The sequence below is a fragment of the Bifidobacterium pseudocatenulatum DSM 20438 = JCM 1200 = LMG 10505 genome (assembly GCF_001025215.1).
Lineage (GTDB): Bacteria > Actinomycetota > Actinomycetes > Actinomycetales > Bifidobacteriaceae > Bifidobacterium > Bifidobacterium pseudocatenulatum.
The window spans coordinates 2,048,837-2,065,094 of record NZ_AP012330.1; the positions used below are offsets into that span (position 1 = coordinate 2,048,837).

Genomic DNA, 16,258 nt, shown 5'->3' on the forward strand with positions numbered 1-16,258 from the left:
TCAGCCGAAAAATTCCGAAATACGGATTTCAGATTACGGATTTCAGATGGAACGCACACGGAATGCGCCGGTACGGTTGGAAGCAACGATCATCTGATTGTTTTCCAAACGAGTCCAGCCATCTTCGGCACACTGATCGAAACCGGAGCTGGCCACAACCACGCCCTTCGGCTGGCCTGCAGCCTGATCCGCTTCGGATTCACCGAGCGTACGATAGCGCATCACACGATAGTCATGCGCCTGGTCGCCACGGCCGTACTGGTCATAGATTTCCACAATGCGCTTGGACGTGACCTCACGACCGGCCGCGCACAGAGCGATGAATTGGTCTTGGCTCTGGATCATGCAGTTGTAGCTGGACTTCGGATAGCTTTTGCGCAGTTCACGCACCGCCTGCGCGACCGCCTCGTCGAGTGCGAAACCAAAACCGATGTACTGCAGGATCACTGCGAAGAAAATGGCGGAATCGGAACGTCCGCCAGTGGACTGCACGATGTTGGGATCGACCGGGAACGCGCGGTTGGTGATGATGTTGCGACCCTGATCGTCGGAAATATCGCCATTGTGGATGAAGCTCAATCCGTTGGCGTAGAACGGCTGCTGGTTTTCGAGAATCAGCGGCAGGTTCGAGCTGGCCAAACGCAGGTGCCACAGGCCTCCACGAGCCGGAGTGTTCGCAAGCTCGTCGAAAATCGGATCATGTCGGGCTGCGATCGTGTTCTTGTAGACGGCGGTGCCGGTTTCCGGGGTGGGAGCGCCACCGTCACGCAGGTACGGCGACTCGCTCGGCACGGTGACCAGCGCGGAGCCCCAGCCATCGTTGTGGATTTCGCTCAGATTCCGGAAATCGCGTACGGCCTGCATGCCGAGCACGCCATTGAGACTGGTGTTGCTTCCGGCTGCCGCGAATCCAAGTAATCTGCACATGGTTGATTACTCTACAGGGCTTGTAATGCAACGCGCGCATATGGCTATCGACATTGCTTATAGCGTGCGAAAAACAGCGTGATTCCAACGATTCTTCGAGATAAGACCATGCAAAAACCTACAAAATGCCCTACGAAAACGGGCTGCGCGACGATGGCAGATACGATCGCCATCATCACGCAGCCCGTTTCACGGCTTGTTTCACACACGCTTTAGCCGCGGAGGACGCTGAGTCGCGAGGAACAGCGGCTGTATCTCAATCAGCGGATTGTAAGGCGCAAGGCCGAACCATTTGACCGGAGATCCCGCAAAATGACGAATCGCATACTTGACTTCCAAAGAAATCGCGCCACGCTGCGACACCTTCGACTCAGGCATAAGCGCCTTGTGTATCAGCACATATCGAATCGGACCGATATTCGGATCAGCATCAAGCTTCGGATAGCGGCTTTCCTGCCTCGGCAGATCCCCCGACTTCGACAAATCGTTCATGATCTGATGAATGTAAGCTGGAATCGACTGAGAAACCTTGAAACCAAGCCGAATGCGAACACGGAACATATAATCCGTACCGAAATTCTCAACCGAATACTCGCGGGTGAACGGCTCATCGGCAGTCTCGACGGAAACAGCCCACCAAGCGCGGGCACGTTTTGGATGGTCGGCGAAAATCGAGAAGAAGATATCGGTATCGATACGCTTCGTTTCCGGATCCGACGTGAGATAGACGATATTGTCGGCAAAATACGGAATCGTATCGTCATCATGCAACCGCTTCAGCACCGGTAGGCATTCGGCGGGCTGCATATGGCGACGCTGCGCACGTTCCAGCTTCGTGCCTTCGTTCCACGTGTACATAACCAGCAGAATCGCGAAGGTAAGCAGCATCGTGAACCAACCACCATGCAGGAACTTCGCCATGGAAGCGAAGAAGAACATGAATTGGATCGCAAGGAACAGCACGGTGAATACGACCGCTCCGATACGACGCCCCGAATGCCAGATGTAGACGGCAAGCAGAATGGTGGTAGTGATCATGGTGATGGTCAACGCCAGACCATACGCCGCGGAAATATGCTCGGAATCACGGAATAGCGCCAAAACCAACAGCGTGGAAACGCAAAGCACCGCATTGACCACAGGAATGTACAGCTGACCGCGGGTACGGGCCGGGTAACGGACCTGAAGATGCGGCATCCAGTTCAGATGGGTGGCTTCAGACACCATCGTGAACGCGCCGGTGATCAACGCCTGCGATGCGATAACGCCCGCGACCACGGAAAGCACGACGGCCACGTAACGCACGCTGGGCGTCATCATTTCGAAGAACGGGTTCAAACCGTGCGTGCGGATGTAAGCCGAATCATCCCAATGATTGAGCATCCATGCGCCTTGCCCGAAATAACAGAGCACAAGCGCGATTTTGATGAACGGCCACGTGAAATAGATGTTGCCACGGCCAACATGACCCATGTCGGAATAAAGCGCTTCGGCACCGGTGGTTGACAGGAACACCGTACCCATGATGGCAAGCCCGGCGGCATTATGGCTGCTGAACAGGAATCTGACACCGTACACGGGGTTGAGCGCCGCGAACACGCTCCAATACTGACTGAGGTTCGCCAAGCCGACAACCGCCAGGAACGAGAACCAGACAAGCACGACCGAACCGAACGCCTTGCCGATACGCTCGGTGCCACGCGACTGCACAGAGAACAGCATCAGAATGATGGCCGCGGTGATCATCAGGGTCAGCTGCTTGTTTTCAGTAAAAAGTTTTTCAAAAGCTGGTAGCGTCTCCAAGCCTTCCACTGCCGAGCTGATGGACACAGCCGGAGTGAGTACGGAATCGGCGAGGAACGCGGCGCCGCCGAGCATGGCAGGAATCGCAAGCCATGCACCGTACTTTCGAACCAACGAGTACAGCGCGAAAATGCCGCCTTCGCCCTTGTTGTCGATACGCATGGCAATCAGCACGTATTTGACGGTGGTGATAAGCGTGATTGACCAGAACACCAACGAAAGCACGCCGAGCACGGCTTCGCGGTCGGCATGCGCAAGTCCGCCCTGCCCGTTGAGGAACGTCTGCATGGTGTACAGCGGCGAGGTGCCGATATCGCCATATACCACGCCCAACGCCACGATCGCCATGGCGGGCGTGATTCTGTTTGGACCGGATTGCAGACGGCTCCACCAACGACCGACGGGACCCTTGCTGGCCACCTGGTCAAGTTTGGCGGCCTCCTGCTGTTTCTCCTCGTGCTGCTTGATCAGCACCTGTCGCTCTTCCTTAGTCAGCACCTTGTGCGAAACCTTCGGCGCCTGCGTGTATGTGGCTGCGTGAAACAGCGGCTCATCCTCGTTTGGCTCGTTAGCCATAACGCTACCTCCAAGTGGCGGGCCTTCCAACCCACTCCCCAAAATAAACGCAAAAAGGCACGTTAGGAGCCTTACGAAGTCTTGTCAAATCTTCACATTGTTTCTTGCGATTCTTGATCTCGCACGAAGTAAACTTCCTGTGGGTTTTTTTCTTATTTTACCTCTTGTCTTTCTCTTACTCTCTCTTATTTTCGGATAAATCGTTTCCGTCCTGTCGATTTTCGGAATTTGTTCAGATTCCGTACACTTCGCGCGTGGTCTTTCGCGTTGCCTGCGCGACTTCCGTCAGCGGTTTATCGAGATAATTCGCCAACGACTGCAGGGTGTAGGGGATCATGTATGGCGCGTTGGTGCGGCCCCGATACGGCATCGGACTTAGGTAGGGGGCATCTGTTTCGACCATGACATGGCTCAATCCGACAATGCGCGCCGACTCGCGAATACCATCGTTGCCCTTATAGCTGGATGTGCCCGAAAGGCTGAGATACCAACCGTTTTCACGTGCGATCTCACCCATTTCGGCATCACCGGAATAGCTGTGGAACACGGTCCGTTCGGGAGCGCCGTCCGCCAGCAGCGTTTCGATGACTTCCTTATGTGAATCGCGATCATGGATCTGCATGGGCAGGTTCAGTTCTTTCGCGAGCGCGATGTGCGCGCGGAAGGCTTCTCGCTGCAGTTCTTTGGCGGCTTCTCCGGTGCGGAAGAGGTCCATGCCCGTCTCGCCGATGGCCACAACCTGGTTGGGGTAGGCGGTGGCGAGGCGGTGCACTTCGGCCATGGCGTCTTCGAAGCTGGTGTCGTGCCATGGCTGGTATTTGAGCGGCAACCCGTCTGGGCCCGGCACCCCGCGGTGACCGTGGAGCACGGATTCGTTGGGGTGTATGGCGATGGCCGCATGCACGGTTTGGGGGTGTTCGCGTGCCATGTCGATGGCCGTCATGAGGTTCGGCAGTTCGCATCCGCAGTCGATGACGCCTTCGACTCCGACTTGTTGCGCTTGGTTCAGCAGTTCGTCGACGCTGTATACGGGGACTTCCGGCTGTCCTTTTTCTTGCGCTTCGTGGCTCATGGCCCGCGAGAACGGCACGACGGACGCCACATGCGTGTGGTTGTCGATGACGTGCGCGTTCTCGGGAAGTGGTTGCGGTGCTGGCGCCCAGCTGCGGTCACGATGGTGTTTGCTCATGCCTCCAGCCTACGCTCGATGGCAGTCTTGCTTCGGAAGCCGCGTTATTCATCGATGGCAGTGGGATTAACCAACGCACCTCCATATGTTTTGCGGCGTAGCGCTGAAACGCTTTCCGCGATTAGTCATGGAGGGTGAGGGTGGTGAAGGACCAGGAGGGGGCGGTGTAGGCGCCGCTGGTTAGGTCGATTGCGGTTTCAACCGGAACGGTTGGCGAAGCCTTGCCGATTTCACCGGCGTACGGGTCGGTTCCGGCGAGCACGGTGGCGGTTGCCGAAGCGCGGGATTCCGCGGAAACACCAAGCTCTTCAAGCACTTGGTTCAGATCAATCTCGGCTTCAGCGTCGAGCGCGTTGACGATACGCACGTAGGTGACGCCTTCAGCATCATTGCGAGCCACGGTGACGGTACGGCGGGGCTCTTCCGGCTTCTCAACACCCTGCGCAACAAGCTCTCCATCGATATACAGCTTCATGCTTTCGCCGCGATCGGCCACTTCGATGCGCACCTGCCACACGGTTCCGGGGAACACTTCGTCCATGGACCATTCGGTGCCGTCAAGATTGTAGGCGGTACCGTCGCGCACCACCTTGATTTCGAAAGCACGACCGAAGGAGGTGATGTTGTGGTTCTTGCCGTTGATGTCGCCGTGGACCAGCTGCAAGCCCCAACGACCCTGATAGTAGGTGATGGTGGCGTTGATGGTGTAGGCGTCAGAGTCAATGTTGAGGCTCGTGTTCATCGGACCATTGCCTGCGTAATGGCAGTCCTCAAGATCGACATGGCGGCCATCAGCGGTGTCAACGCTGAAGTTGGTGATGTCGGCGTGAGCGGCACCTTCCAAGCGCAGGCCAACGGTTGGTGGCAGTTCGCGACGCAGCGTGGTCTTGCCTTCCACCGCGACCGGCCATGCGGTATCGGACGTGGTGGTGGCATACATCTGCTGCACCCAGTAGCTGTACGGCAGGTAGGTACGTTCGTTGTCGAAGTAGATCAGATCAGGATTCCAGCTGTGATGCCCGTTCTTGGCAAACAGCGGCGCATACGAAGACATGACCACGGCATCGCCGTTCAATTCCATGCGACCCATGAACGCCGCTTCGGAAAGACCGTTGATCAGCTGCGTGTTCCACGAACCATACTCGCCCAAGTACACCTTCGGGCCCTCACGATCCGTGGTGTCGTAGTGGTCGAGATTGTGGAACCACCAGCTGGAGGACTGATAGGAATGCTCGTCAACGATGGGAACGCCGGCTTCACGCGCATACTGCCAACCAGCCTCGTAGTCGGGACCGCTCGGAGCCGGACCGACCGTGCCAACCACAACAATATCCGGGTAGGTGGCCTTGACCGCGTCGAAGATCTGCTGGAAGCGGTTCCTGAACACGTCATCGATGAGATCTTCGTTGCCGATGCCCAAATATTCAAGGTTGAACGGTTCCGGATGACCCATGGCGGCACGCTTGGCACCCCATTCGGTGGTCGCGGCATCGCCATTGCAGAATTCGACCAAATGCAGCACTTCATCGATGTATGCCGGCATGTCTTTCTGCGCGATCGGCACCGGGCCCTGACTGGTGTTCTGGCAGCTCACGGCGGCGGGCAGCACCGGCAGCGGCTTCGCGCCAATGGTTTCACACAGGCACAAGTATTCGTAGTAGCCGATACGGAACGACTGGTGGTAGCCCCACAGGTTGAAATTGTGCGGCCGATGCTCAACATCACCGATGGTGCGATCCCAGTGGTACATGTTATCCATGCCAAGACCGTGGGTGATGCAGCCGCCCGGGAAGCGCATGAAGCGCGGCTGCAGGTCGGCGAGCGCCTTGACCAAATCGGGACGGAAATGCTTGAGCCCGTTGTAGGTGGTGCGTGGTTCGAGGGTAACGAAATCAAGATCGACGGTACCTTCCGTGGTGAAGGTGAGTCGCAAAGCGCCTTCATGTACAACGATGGCATTGCTTTCACCGGAAACCGTCAGCGAAACCTCTTGCTTACGCCAATCGTTGGAATCGACGGTGATATCTTGTTCTGCAATCGCATTTCCATCGTCGTCAATCAGAGCGACGGTGACGGGAAGTGCGGAAGCTTCGCAATTGCTGGAAATACGCATCCATGCGGAGAAATCGTAGGTTTCGCCGGCACGGAAGACCATGCCGTCCCAGCCGATATTTTCAAGCGAAGCCGGCGCCTGTTCGACTTCGACGGACGCATAGTGCGGGTTTTCTTCGGCTACCGGATTGTCGGTGAGCACGTCGAAGGCTGCGAAGGAGCCGGCGGGCACGATTTTGCGCCAGAAGCTGTAGTTGCTCCAGTCGGAGGAGTCGGCGCGATTGTATTCGAATGCGCCGTTCTGTACGAGGTCGGCGTTGAGTCCGCCGTCGCCGGAGTAGCTGATGTCTTCGTAGAAGATGCCCCACAGGTCGGTGCTGATGTTGCGCACGCCCGCCTTGTTGAGGGTTGCGATGAGTTTGTCGGTCATGGTGTGTCCTTGGATGGTGTTGGTTGTTTGTTGGGTTGGATGGTGTTGCGGTACGTGCGATTGGTTGCGATTCGACGTCTGTCTGGCACCGTTTCGCCATCGGTCGACCGCCGGCCGCGCTCGGGGAAGCGCCGCTCATCGGGAATCTGGCGACCGTACGCATCGATGCACAGCGGGGTGCCGTCGGAGTAGCCGTGCGCATGGGCGTTGGGATCGAACCAACCCGCATCGATGACTAGGGTGTCTCAGCCGGCGTCCTTGAGGTGGTCGGCCATGAAGCGCGCGTTGGCCAGGACCTCCCGATCGGTGACGGTGGTGCCGTAGGAATCCCAGCTGTTCCAGCCCATTGGCGGTCGCCATGCTTTTGGCAGATCCTCGGTAGTCGCCATTGCCTTCTCCTTGTACAACGTTAGAAAAGCGTGCCGTTTACAGTATCTGACGTCATCCTTGACTTACTTGTTCGACTTCATCATCTTGGAAAACTTCAGATATGTACCGTTACATATTTTATAGCATATTTCAGAAATCACAATCATGATAGGATATCGGTGATTCTTTGAAATTTCAACGATTACCAGAAAATCATCATATATAATATCGTTACAGAAAAACTTGGCTGTAAGGAGCGGTGCATGGCAAACGGCAAACCGACATTGCGCGACGTGGCGGCGGAAGCCGGCGTCTCCCCCATGACCGCATCGAATGCGCTGCACGGCAAAGCCGGCGTCAAGGAATCGACGCGGGCCAAAGTGCTGGCAGCAGCGAAAAAACTCGACTATCGCATCAATCTGACAGCCAGCATGCTCAAATCAGGTCGCAGCAACATTATTCACATCATCGTCAACGAATTCGATTCGCCGTTCTATTCGAAGCTGACGCAAACATTGAGCCGCGAGATCACCTCACGCGGACTCACGCCGTTCATCGAGCAAACCCAGTATTCGCCGGACGTGGCCGAACATGCGCTGACCAGCAATCCGTTCTCAGGGCAGCTCTTCGACGGTGAGATTCTGCACGCCACCGGATTGGGCACGAATCTACCGCTCGCCAAACTCAACGGCGGGCGCCCTCTCGTACTGCTCGACGCATGCGAGGAAACGCCAACCGTGGATGCCGTGAATTTTCCCAACGAGGAGGGCGAACGCGCTGCGATGCAGTATCTGATCGCCCAAGGATGCCGGAATATTGCGATTGTCGGGCATACGTTCGTGCCGCGCGCCGAGTTGGCGCATGCGCAGAACGCATTTGCATTGCGACTTCGAGGAGCGTGCGCGGCGTTGCTGGACGCAGGATTGCCATATGACGAAACCATGGTGTTCGAAGGCGGTCGCTCCGACGAAGGCATTACCGCCGGGCACGCGATCGCCGAACGGATCATGGCGGCGCGAAGGACGGGCTGCGGAGCCGGCGCGGGTGCTGGAGACCGCGAAACAGGCACGGCCGGAACCGCCGATTTCAACGATGCAAGCGGCAAGATTACGGGCAGATCGATCGAAACGACCGACAAGATTCCCGCAATCGCGTTCGACGGAGTGTGCTGCGCCAATGATTTCGCCGCATTCGGCGTGATTCGCGGCCTCGCCGACTATGGCATCCATGTGCCGCAAGACGTGAAGGTGATCGGATTCGACGGCGTGACTTCCGGAACCTACGCCACCCCTTCGCTGAGCACCATCCAAGTGGATCTCGACCAGCTTGCCAAATTCGCGGTCGATATGATTGTCGAACGGATCGAACGCGGCGAAGTGAATGATAATTCCAGCAATGCCGGAAATTCCAATGATGCAGGCACGGTGCTGCCGCCGAGCCGCGCAACCATCGGATATCAGTTGGTCGAACGTGAATCCACGACCGCGATCATATAGCTATCGTGCGTTCCGCGCCCGATTGCAGCGGAACGCACGATAGCCGGAAATACGGCATTTCAGCGATTGGTTGGCTCAGCCCCGATCAGTCGCGGCGGCGAATGGCAAAGATGCGGGCGGAGGGTTGCTTGGAGGTGGCGGCGTTCAGGCGAACCGTTTCCGGATCCATGCGTTCGATAGTCCACGGTTTGGCATTGGGCGCATGGTCCGGTTCGGCAGGATTCGGGAACACCTGTTCGATGGTTTGATCCGCATCCAACGGCATGTTCACGGACGGTGTGCCGCCGCGACGCCACACGATGATGTAGTCGGGCTTATCTTCCGGCTGAGGTTGCTGATCGTTCTGCTCGGCAGCCTGCTCATTCCAAGCGGATTCGCCGTACACATACGCGTCACCCATATCCGTTTCGACATGACGCAAGCCGACGGCAAGCCAATCGCCGTCGAAGTCGGGAAGTCCGGACGGCCAGAACGGCACCATATGCTGCTGGTCGGCAAGTACACAACGATGTAAGGCGATAGCGTCGCGAACGAGTGAAAGACGCGGCTCCGTCATGCGATCGATGAAACCAGACAGATACAGCCTGCCGAGCACACCCGTAGCAAGCGTGAACACAGCAGTCTCATCATCCATCTCTTGCTGAGCGTAACCCCAATTACCCTGCTGTTCCGGCAGAATCGTCATACCTGCACCAGCCGCAATCGCAGCATAAATCAGAGGATCGCACTGGTCGGAAGTGGACTGCAAATCCAAGCGGGACAACTGCGCGTAATCGGCGCGCATGGCACCGGAACCGCAGTTTTCGATCATCACATCCGGATGACGGCGACGCAGATCGTCAAGCCAATCCACATATGCGCGGCAATGCTCGAGCAGGCCATCGCCAACGGACTCGGCATTCAAATCAGTGCCGACGCCGGGAATGGTGTTGTAGTCGAACTTGAAGAACACCGCACCGAAATCGTCAATCAAACGATCAACAGTACGCGTAACATGCTCTCGCGCTTCGGGAGAACGGAAATCAAGCAGATAACGACCCGAATCGCACACGCGAACACCATGACGCTGGAAGAACGCGGAATCCGGCAACATGCTCGCAAGCGGCGATTTCACGCCGATCACTTCAGGTTCGAGCCACAGTCCCAAGCCCATGCCATGAGCACGAATCGTGTCGGCAAGACCGCGCAGACCGGCGTCGCCGAAACGGTTGGTGGAGGCCTGCCATTCGCCGACCATGTCCCACCAGCCGCCGTCGGTGCTGTCGTACCAGCCGGCGTCAATGCAGAAAACATCCGCGCCAACGCTTGCCGCACCTTCAATCAGCGGCAGTTCCTTCTCAATACGAGGGTCACCGAACAGCGTATTCATGTAATCGTTGTAGATCACAAGACCCTGCGTATGCTCGAACTGATCGACGCGCCCCAACTCACGAGCCTTGGCAATGCGCAGCGCACGACGCTGCAACGTCATTTCGGCAACAGCCCGCTGCCAATCGCCTGCGGCAATGGCAAACGACACAGGAACGGACTCGAAATCATTGCCTTCACCAAGATTGGTGAACCAACCATGATCCTTATATTCCGGACCGAACGCAGTGACGTGCAGACCGGGATCGTCCTCGCCGACTTCCCACTCCCACGGACCGTTATGCTCGATCTGCCACATTACGGAAAAATCGCGGGCGCGGCGTACCGAACCTTCCACCTGCAGAATGCCGGCCGGCTCATGCTCTCCCGAGCTCCATGTAGAAGTCGAGCTCATGGCAAAACGCGAACTAGACTGACCAGGATTGATTTTCTGGTTGCGGTTACGCACCTGAGTGTCACGCAGCGGACGAACACGCCAATCGTTTTCCACAGCCCAAGCGGCATCGCCCCAGAAAATATTCGAACGATGCACCTTGCCGCAGTTGACGCGCATCGGAACGGTCAGATTCAACGATGACACCGCTTCAATCGGCAGTTGCCTGGCGGACTGCAGACGCGTGTAGGTGCGCACTGCGGAAAGATTCGGGAACGCCTCGAATACGGAAGTGACCACCAAGCCTGCATTGGAATCGGCGGAAACCGCCTCGGACGCGGAATTCGCGGCGGAATCGGCTGCGTCACGTTCGCTTGCCGTCGGCTCGAATTCACGACCTTTCGGTTCAAGATCGGCATACGGCGCGAACTGCGTGATCTCCAAACGGAACGGATCGGCGGAACCTGGTTCAGGTTCGGAAGCAAGCGCGGAAACGAATCGCAATTGGCTGCCGGCAACTGTGGCAATCAGCGTCAGTCGGTTGTCTTGCGAACCGGTATTGGCGGCACACACCTCAACAATCGGACGCGGATCCTTTTCAACCACTGGCTTTCCATCGTCAGACAAGCGACCATCGATCGGAACCATGTTGCGCCCTACAACGTTGCAGAGGCGAACGGGGGAATCGGCGGCAATGTCAAACAGCATGGAGACCACACCATTGCCCCATTCAAGGCGCCCATCCTGCCGAGGAACAAGGGGAGTCATATTGCCGTTCTCCATTTCCATCTCCTTCGAATTCCGAATGCCGCCTATCCGTTGACGTGCATCGTTTGACGTACCCTCACTAGCTTAAGCGGAAAACGGGGCAACCGCGATGTGCGTGTCTACGCACATTCAGCAAATATTCAGCAACTGGAATGACCGTTCGAAGACCAGCAAATACCTACTCGAATTGCAGATATTCCACGAATTGAATCGGCATATCCTTGGATTCCGTGATATTGCTGAATCCGAGAATAACCCCTTCTTTCGGCAGTCCCTTCATGGAAGTCCATGTTTTCGAATGGGACAAGTCGAATCCGACAGCGTCGTTCACATCGGAAACCGGATTGCCTTTGGCGTCGACCAGCGCATCCTTGACCTGCTCAAGATCGGCGGCACTCATCACTTCCGCGGGTTTGGTGATGTCGCCGCGATCATTGACTTCGGCGAAAATATCGGTTTCGGCAACAATCATGTTGATCTGACCTGCCGAAACGCGAGCCGTCAACGATGCGGAACCATCTTGCGCGGCATTCTCGCTAATCGCAATGGAGGCATCCGTCCGCACGAGACGCTCGTCTTCAATACCTTGCGTCTTCACAAAATCAGCGCCCAACGCATCAATCTGTTCGGAATATTCCGCCATATCGACACCTTCAAGACTCAGCTCGGCCTCGGGACCTTTGGTCACATACGAGATGACGAAAGCAAGTACCAAGCCGACCACTGCGATAATGATCAGCACATCGGTCAGAAAGTTCTGCTTGAAGTACGGCCACTTGTCTTTCGGCGGCAGCTCGCGGAAGGTTTTGAATTTCGATTGCTTCGCATACACGTTGGTGGATGCGAGCGCTGCGACCGCATCTTGCTGCTCCTGGGTGAGAACTGGCTTCTCTACTGCCATACCAAACCTTCCCGCGTTGTTTCATCGACGCATTCACGCGTCATCTTCATGCGCAGCAACATGCGTTGCTTTCTGACTTCCCTATCTTCCGCCTCGTACCTGATAATTTGCGGCTAGCCGCCGGCCGAAAAACGACAAGCGGCTAGCAGGAAGGCTGATTTCAAGCCAATCAGTCCAAGCCCTAATCAGCCCATTTAGACCTTGATCATGGCGTATTGGGAGTCGTAGAGGCGATAGTAGGCGCCACGCTTGGCGAGCAGCTCGGCGTGGTTGCCTTGCTCCATGATCTGCCCATGATCGATGTAGCAGATCATGTCCGCGTTCTCTATGGTGGACAGTCGGTGCGCGATGATGAAGCTCGTGCGTCCCTTCAGCAGGTGGTTCAATCCGGCCTGAAGTGCCTCTTCGGTACGCGTATCGATATTCGACGTGGCCTCGTCGAGAATCAGAATGCGCGGATCGGCCAGCAGCACGCGGGCGAATGCAATCAGCTGACGTTGACCAGCGGAAAGCGTGGAACCGCGCTCCTCCACCACCGTGTCGTATCCGTTCGGCAAATCCATAATGAACTCGTGCGCATGCACCGCCTTCGCGGCCGCTTCGATCTCAGCATCGGTCGCATCCAACTTGCCGTAACGGATGTTCTCGCGCACATTGCCGGAGAAAATGAACGTATCCTGCAGCATGACGCCCATCTGCCGACGCAACGATTCCAATGTGACAGAACGCACATCATGACCATCAATTGTGACCGAACCTTCTGCAACGTCGTAAAAACGCGACAGCAGATTGATAATCGTGGTTTTGCCGGCACCGGTCGGACCAACCAACGCAACGGTGCTGCCTGGCTCAACATGCAGATCAACCAGATTGAGAATATTGCGACCGTCAGGCTCGTAACGGAAAACTACATCGTTGAAATCGACGCGTCCTTCGATTTGCGGCAGTTCAGTCGCGTCAGGCGCGTTACGAATCTCCGGCTGCACGTCAAGCGTTTCGAAAATACGCTCAAGATATGCGGAACAAGTGATCAGCTGATTGTAGAAATTGCCGATGCTGATCACCGGATTCCAGAAATTATTCGCATAGCCAACGAACGCGATCAGCACGCCGGTGGAAACGTTCACCGCGCCGAAGCCCGTGACGCCCACATAGTAGATGAATGCGATCGTCATGACGGAAATGGTTTGAATGCCCGGCCACATGAGGAACTGGATATGCACGGCCTTCATCCACGAGGTGCGCACGTCGTCTTGCTGCTCTTGGAAGGTTTTGAACTGCGCCGCCTCCTGGGCGAAGGTCTGCGTGGTTTTCACGCCGGTGATCGACTCGTGAATGAACGCGTTGAGATTGCTCTGCTTGTTCGACAACACCTGATACGCGCGGCGCTGGAAATGCTGCAATACCAGCACCCACGCGATCAGGAACGGGAAGAGCACCAGGCTGAACAGCGCAAGCCGCCAATCGACCACGAACATGACCACCAGCGTGATCAGGAAGGTGAACACGTCGGAAATCACATTGATCAGGCCGGAACTCAACGTGTCGGAAAGCGTGTTCACATAATTGACCACGCGAATCAGGATTTTGCCGTGCGGACGCGAATCGAAATAGCTGAACGGCAGCGTCTGAATATGCGTGAAAATATCGCGGCGCATGTCTTTCAACATGAGCTGACCGACGCGAGTAATTTCGACGGTACGATAACGCAATCCAAACTCATACATCACAATAAGTACGGCCATCAACCCCGTTAATTCACCAAGTAAGGTGAGATTTTTCGAAGGAATCGCGCTGTCAATCATGATTTTCGTCAAATATGGCACGACTACCGCAATGCAGCTCATCATGACGACGACGGCAAGAATGCGTATGATTCGTGACATATACGGCTTTACATAGACGCCGATGCGCAGAATATCATGCAGGTTGATCTGTTCTTCCAGCTCTTCATCTTCGCGGTATGTGTTACGTTTTGCCATGGGTTTTCCCCCTTTCCTGCTTTCCCGCGCCTACGCTTCGAAACCTTGCGAACGACCCGCCTGCAAGCCGAGCTGCCTGTAGTAGATCTCCCAATATCGGCCGTGCGCGGCCACCAGTTCGTCATGCGTGCCGCGCTCCACAATGCGGCCATGCTCAAGCACGAGGATCAGATCGGAATCTTTCACCGATGAAATACGGTGTGCGATGGTGACGATGGTTTTCTGTTCGTCCAGTTCGCGCAGATGGCGCTGGATTTCCGCTTCCGTTTCCATGTCGACGGCGCTGGTCGTATCGTCCATGATGAGGATCGACGGATTGTCGGCGAGCGCGCGTGCGAGGCTCAGGCGCTGTTTTTGGCCGCCGGAAAGGCCGACGCCACGCTCTCCGACCACGGTATCGTAGCCTTCCGGCATGCTGCGGATGAAGCCGTCCGCGCCGGCGATGGTGGCCATGCGGCGAATGTACTGTTCGTCGTATTCGCGTTGTTCGCCTGCGCCGAAGCTGATGTTGCCGCCGATGGTGTCGGAGAACAGGAACGTGTCTTGCGCCACGACGCACACTTGCGAGCGCAGTGTGGCGAGCGGCCAGTCTCGCGCGTCGACGCCGTCGATGAGCACATGGCCTTCGGTGGGGTCGTAGAAGCGGGAGATGAGGTTGACGAGGGTGGATTTGCCCGCGCCGGTTTCGCCGAGAATGCCGAGTTTGGCGCCTGCCGGAACATGGAAGTCGACGTCTTCGAGCACGAGGGTGTCTGGTTCGTCGGGGAAGGCGAAGCTGACATGCTGGAAGTCGATGCTGCCTGCGATGCGGGTTGTGTTGGTTGTTGCAGCGGTTGCAGCCGCTGTGCTGGCGTGATTCGCGTCGGCGCTGTCTCCCGGTTTTTCCGTATTTTCCGGCTTTTCCGTAATACGTGACTGAGCGGTGAGCAGTTTGCGGATTTTGATGCAGGATGCGTTGAATCGCTGCCAGTCGTTGATCAGCCATCCGGATTGGCGTACCGGCCCGTCGATCATCCACAGGTAGGAGTTGAACGCCACGAGATTGCCGAGGGTCATGCGCCCGGTGATGACCAGGAATCCGCCGAATCCAAGCGTGATCAGCTGCAGTGAGAAGCCGAGACCGTCGAGCCATGGCATGTATTTGCGGCTGTTGTAGGCCTGGTCCATGTTGCGTTGCATGTAATCGTCGTTGTGTTTGTCGAATTTTTCGGTTTCATACGGTTCGCGCACGAACGCTTTGACCACGCGGTTGCCTTCGATGTTTTCTTCGACCATTGAGTTCATTTCGGCAAGCGAGTTGCGGATGGCGAAGAACAGTGGTCTTGCGTGCGTGGAGAGTCCGCGCGTAAGGATGAAAATGAACGGCGTGACGCATGCGAGCGCGAGCGCGAGCCGCCAGTCGATGGTGAACATCATGGCGAGCGCGCCAATGAACATGACCACGCAGTCAAGCACCTGGTAGCTCACCCAGCTCAGCGCGTGGCGTATGGCATCGGTGTCGGAGGTCATGCGGCTCATGATGTCGCCGGTACGCGTGTGGTTGAAATAGGTGAAGTCGAGTTCGTGCAGTTTCTCGTATTCGTCGCTGACGAGACGGAATACGGAGTTCTGCCCGAAGCGTTCCATCCACATTTGGTAGCCGTAGCGCGAGGCGACGCGCACGATGGTGAACACGATCATCATGATGCACAGTCGCGTCAGTTCGTCGACTTGGCCTTGCACGATGACACGGTCCACGATGAGGCCTGACAATAGCGGAATGATGAGCGCCATGGTGTTGTTGACGCAGAACAGCACTATCGCGCCGGCCACTCGTGGCAGGTCGGGTTTGCAGTATGGCAGGATCCATTTAAGGTTGCCTGCTTCTGTATTACGATTCGGATCGACGTACATACGTAGCGTTCCTTCGGATTGTTTGCTGGTTGTCTGGGTTTTCGTGGGTTGGTTTTGCGTTTTTGCGTTGCTTTTACGGCCATTCGTTGCCGTTACGATTCACGTCCGTCGTTTGTCGAGCGTCCCGTTGC

9 protein-coding genes and 2 pseudogenes are annotated in these 16,258 nt (G+C 56.6%); 1 reads left to right on the top strand and 10 read right to left on the bottom strand.

What is annotated here, in order from left to right; all coding sequences use genetic code 11:
• Positions 1-42 precede the first annotated feature (42 nt).
• From BBPC_RS08375 to BBPC_RS10140, 5 genes are all read right to left on the bottom strand, one after another.
• Positions 43-927 (bottom strand): class II glutamine amidotransferase, encoded by an 885-nt coding sequence (locus tag BBPC_RS08375; protein WP_004223410.1) that lies wholly within the window; start codon positions 925-927, stop codon positions 43-45.
• Positions 928-1,128: 201 nt separating this feature from the next.
• Positions 1,129-3,306: a KUP/HAK/KT family potassium transporter gene (locus tag BBPC_RS08380; RefSeq protein WP_004223414.1), complete on the bottom strand. Its 2,178-nt coding sequence runs from the start codon at positions 3,304-3,306 to the stop codon at positions 1,129-1,131.
• Between the two features lie 232 nt (positions 3,307-3,538).
• Complete coding sequence (locus BBPC_RS08385; protein ID WP_004223417.1) at positions 3,539-4,495, bottom strand: TatD family hydrolase; 957 nt, start codon at positions 4,493-4,495, stop codon at positions 3,539-3,541.
• 121 nt (positions 4,496-4,616) lie between these two features.
• Entirely contained in the window at positions 4,617-6,977 is a 2,361-nt protein-coding gene (locus BBPC_RS08390; protein WP_004223420.1) for an alpha-L-arabinofuranosidase C-terminal domain-containing protein, read from the bottom strand.
• Between the two features lie 245 nt (positions 6,978-7,222).
• Entirely contained in the window at positions 7,223-7,366 is a 144-nt protein-coding gene (locus tag BBPC_RS10140; RefSeq protein ID WP_022245600.1) for a hypothetical protein, read from the bottom strand.
• A 243-nt stretch (positions 7,367-7,609) separates the two neighbouring features.
• Between BBPC_RS10140 and BBPC_RS08400 the strand changes: the two genes are divergently transcribed.
• Positions 7,610-8,842, top strand: a complete 1,233-nt coding sequence (locus tag BBPC_RS08400) for a LacI family DNA-binding transcriptional regulator (RefSeq protein ID WP_004223428.1) — start codon at positions 7,610-7,612, stop codon at positions 8,840-8,842.
• Between the two features lie 85 nt (positions 8,843-8,927).
• On the opposite strand, the gene BBPC_RS08405 is transcribed toward BBPC_RS08400, so the two are convergent.
• The 5 genes and pseudogenes from BBPC_RS08405 to BBPC_RS10300 all read right to left on the bottom strand — a co-directional run.
• Positions 8,928-11,366: a glycoside hydrolase family 36 protein gene (locus BBPC_RS08405; RefSeq protein ID WP_033524413.1), complete on the bottom strand. Its 2,439-nt coding sequence runs from the start codon at positions 11,364-11,366 to the stop codon at positions 8,928-8,930.
• A 163-nt stretch (positions 11,367-11,529) separates the two neighbouring features.
• The gene (locus BBPC_RS08410) at positions 11,530-12,252 is read right to left on the bottom strand and encodes a hypothetical protein (protein WP_004223435.1); all 723 of its coding nucleotides are present in this window, start codon (positions 12,250-12,252) and stop codon (positions 11,530-11,532) included.
• 194 nt (positions 12,253-12,446) lie between these two features.
• Positions 12,447-14,234 carry an ABC transporter ATP-binding protein gene (locus tag BBPC_RS08415; RefSeq protein WP_004223439.1) on the bottom strand — a complete coding sequence of 596 codons (1,788 nt, stop codon included), beginning with the start codon at positions 14,232-14,234 and terminating at the stop codon, positions 12,447-12,449.
• A 30-nt stretch (positions 14,235-14,264) separates the two neighbouring features.
• Positions 14,265-15,044 (bottom strand): annotated as a pseudogene (locus BBPC_RS10295) (ABC transporter ATP-binding protein); the annotation flags it as partial.
• Between the two features lie 84 nt (positions 15,045-15,128).
• Positions 15,129-16,127, bottom strand: a pseudogene (locus tag BBPC_RS10300) (ABC transporter transmembrane domain-containing protein); the annotation flags it as partial.
• Positions 16,128-16,258: the final 131 nt, after the last annotated feature.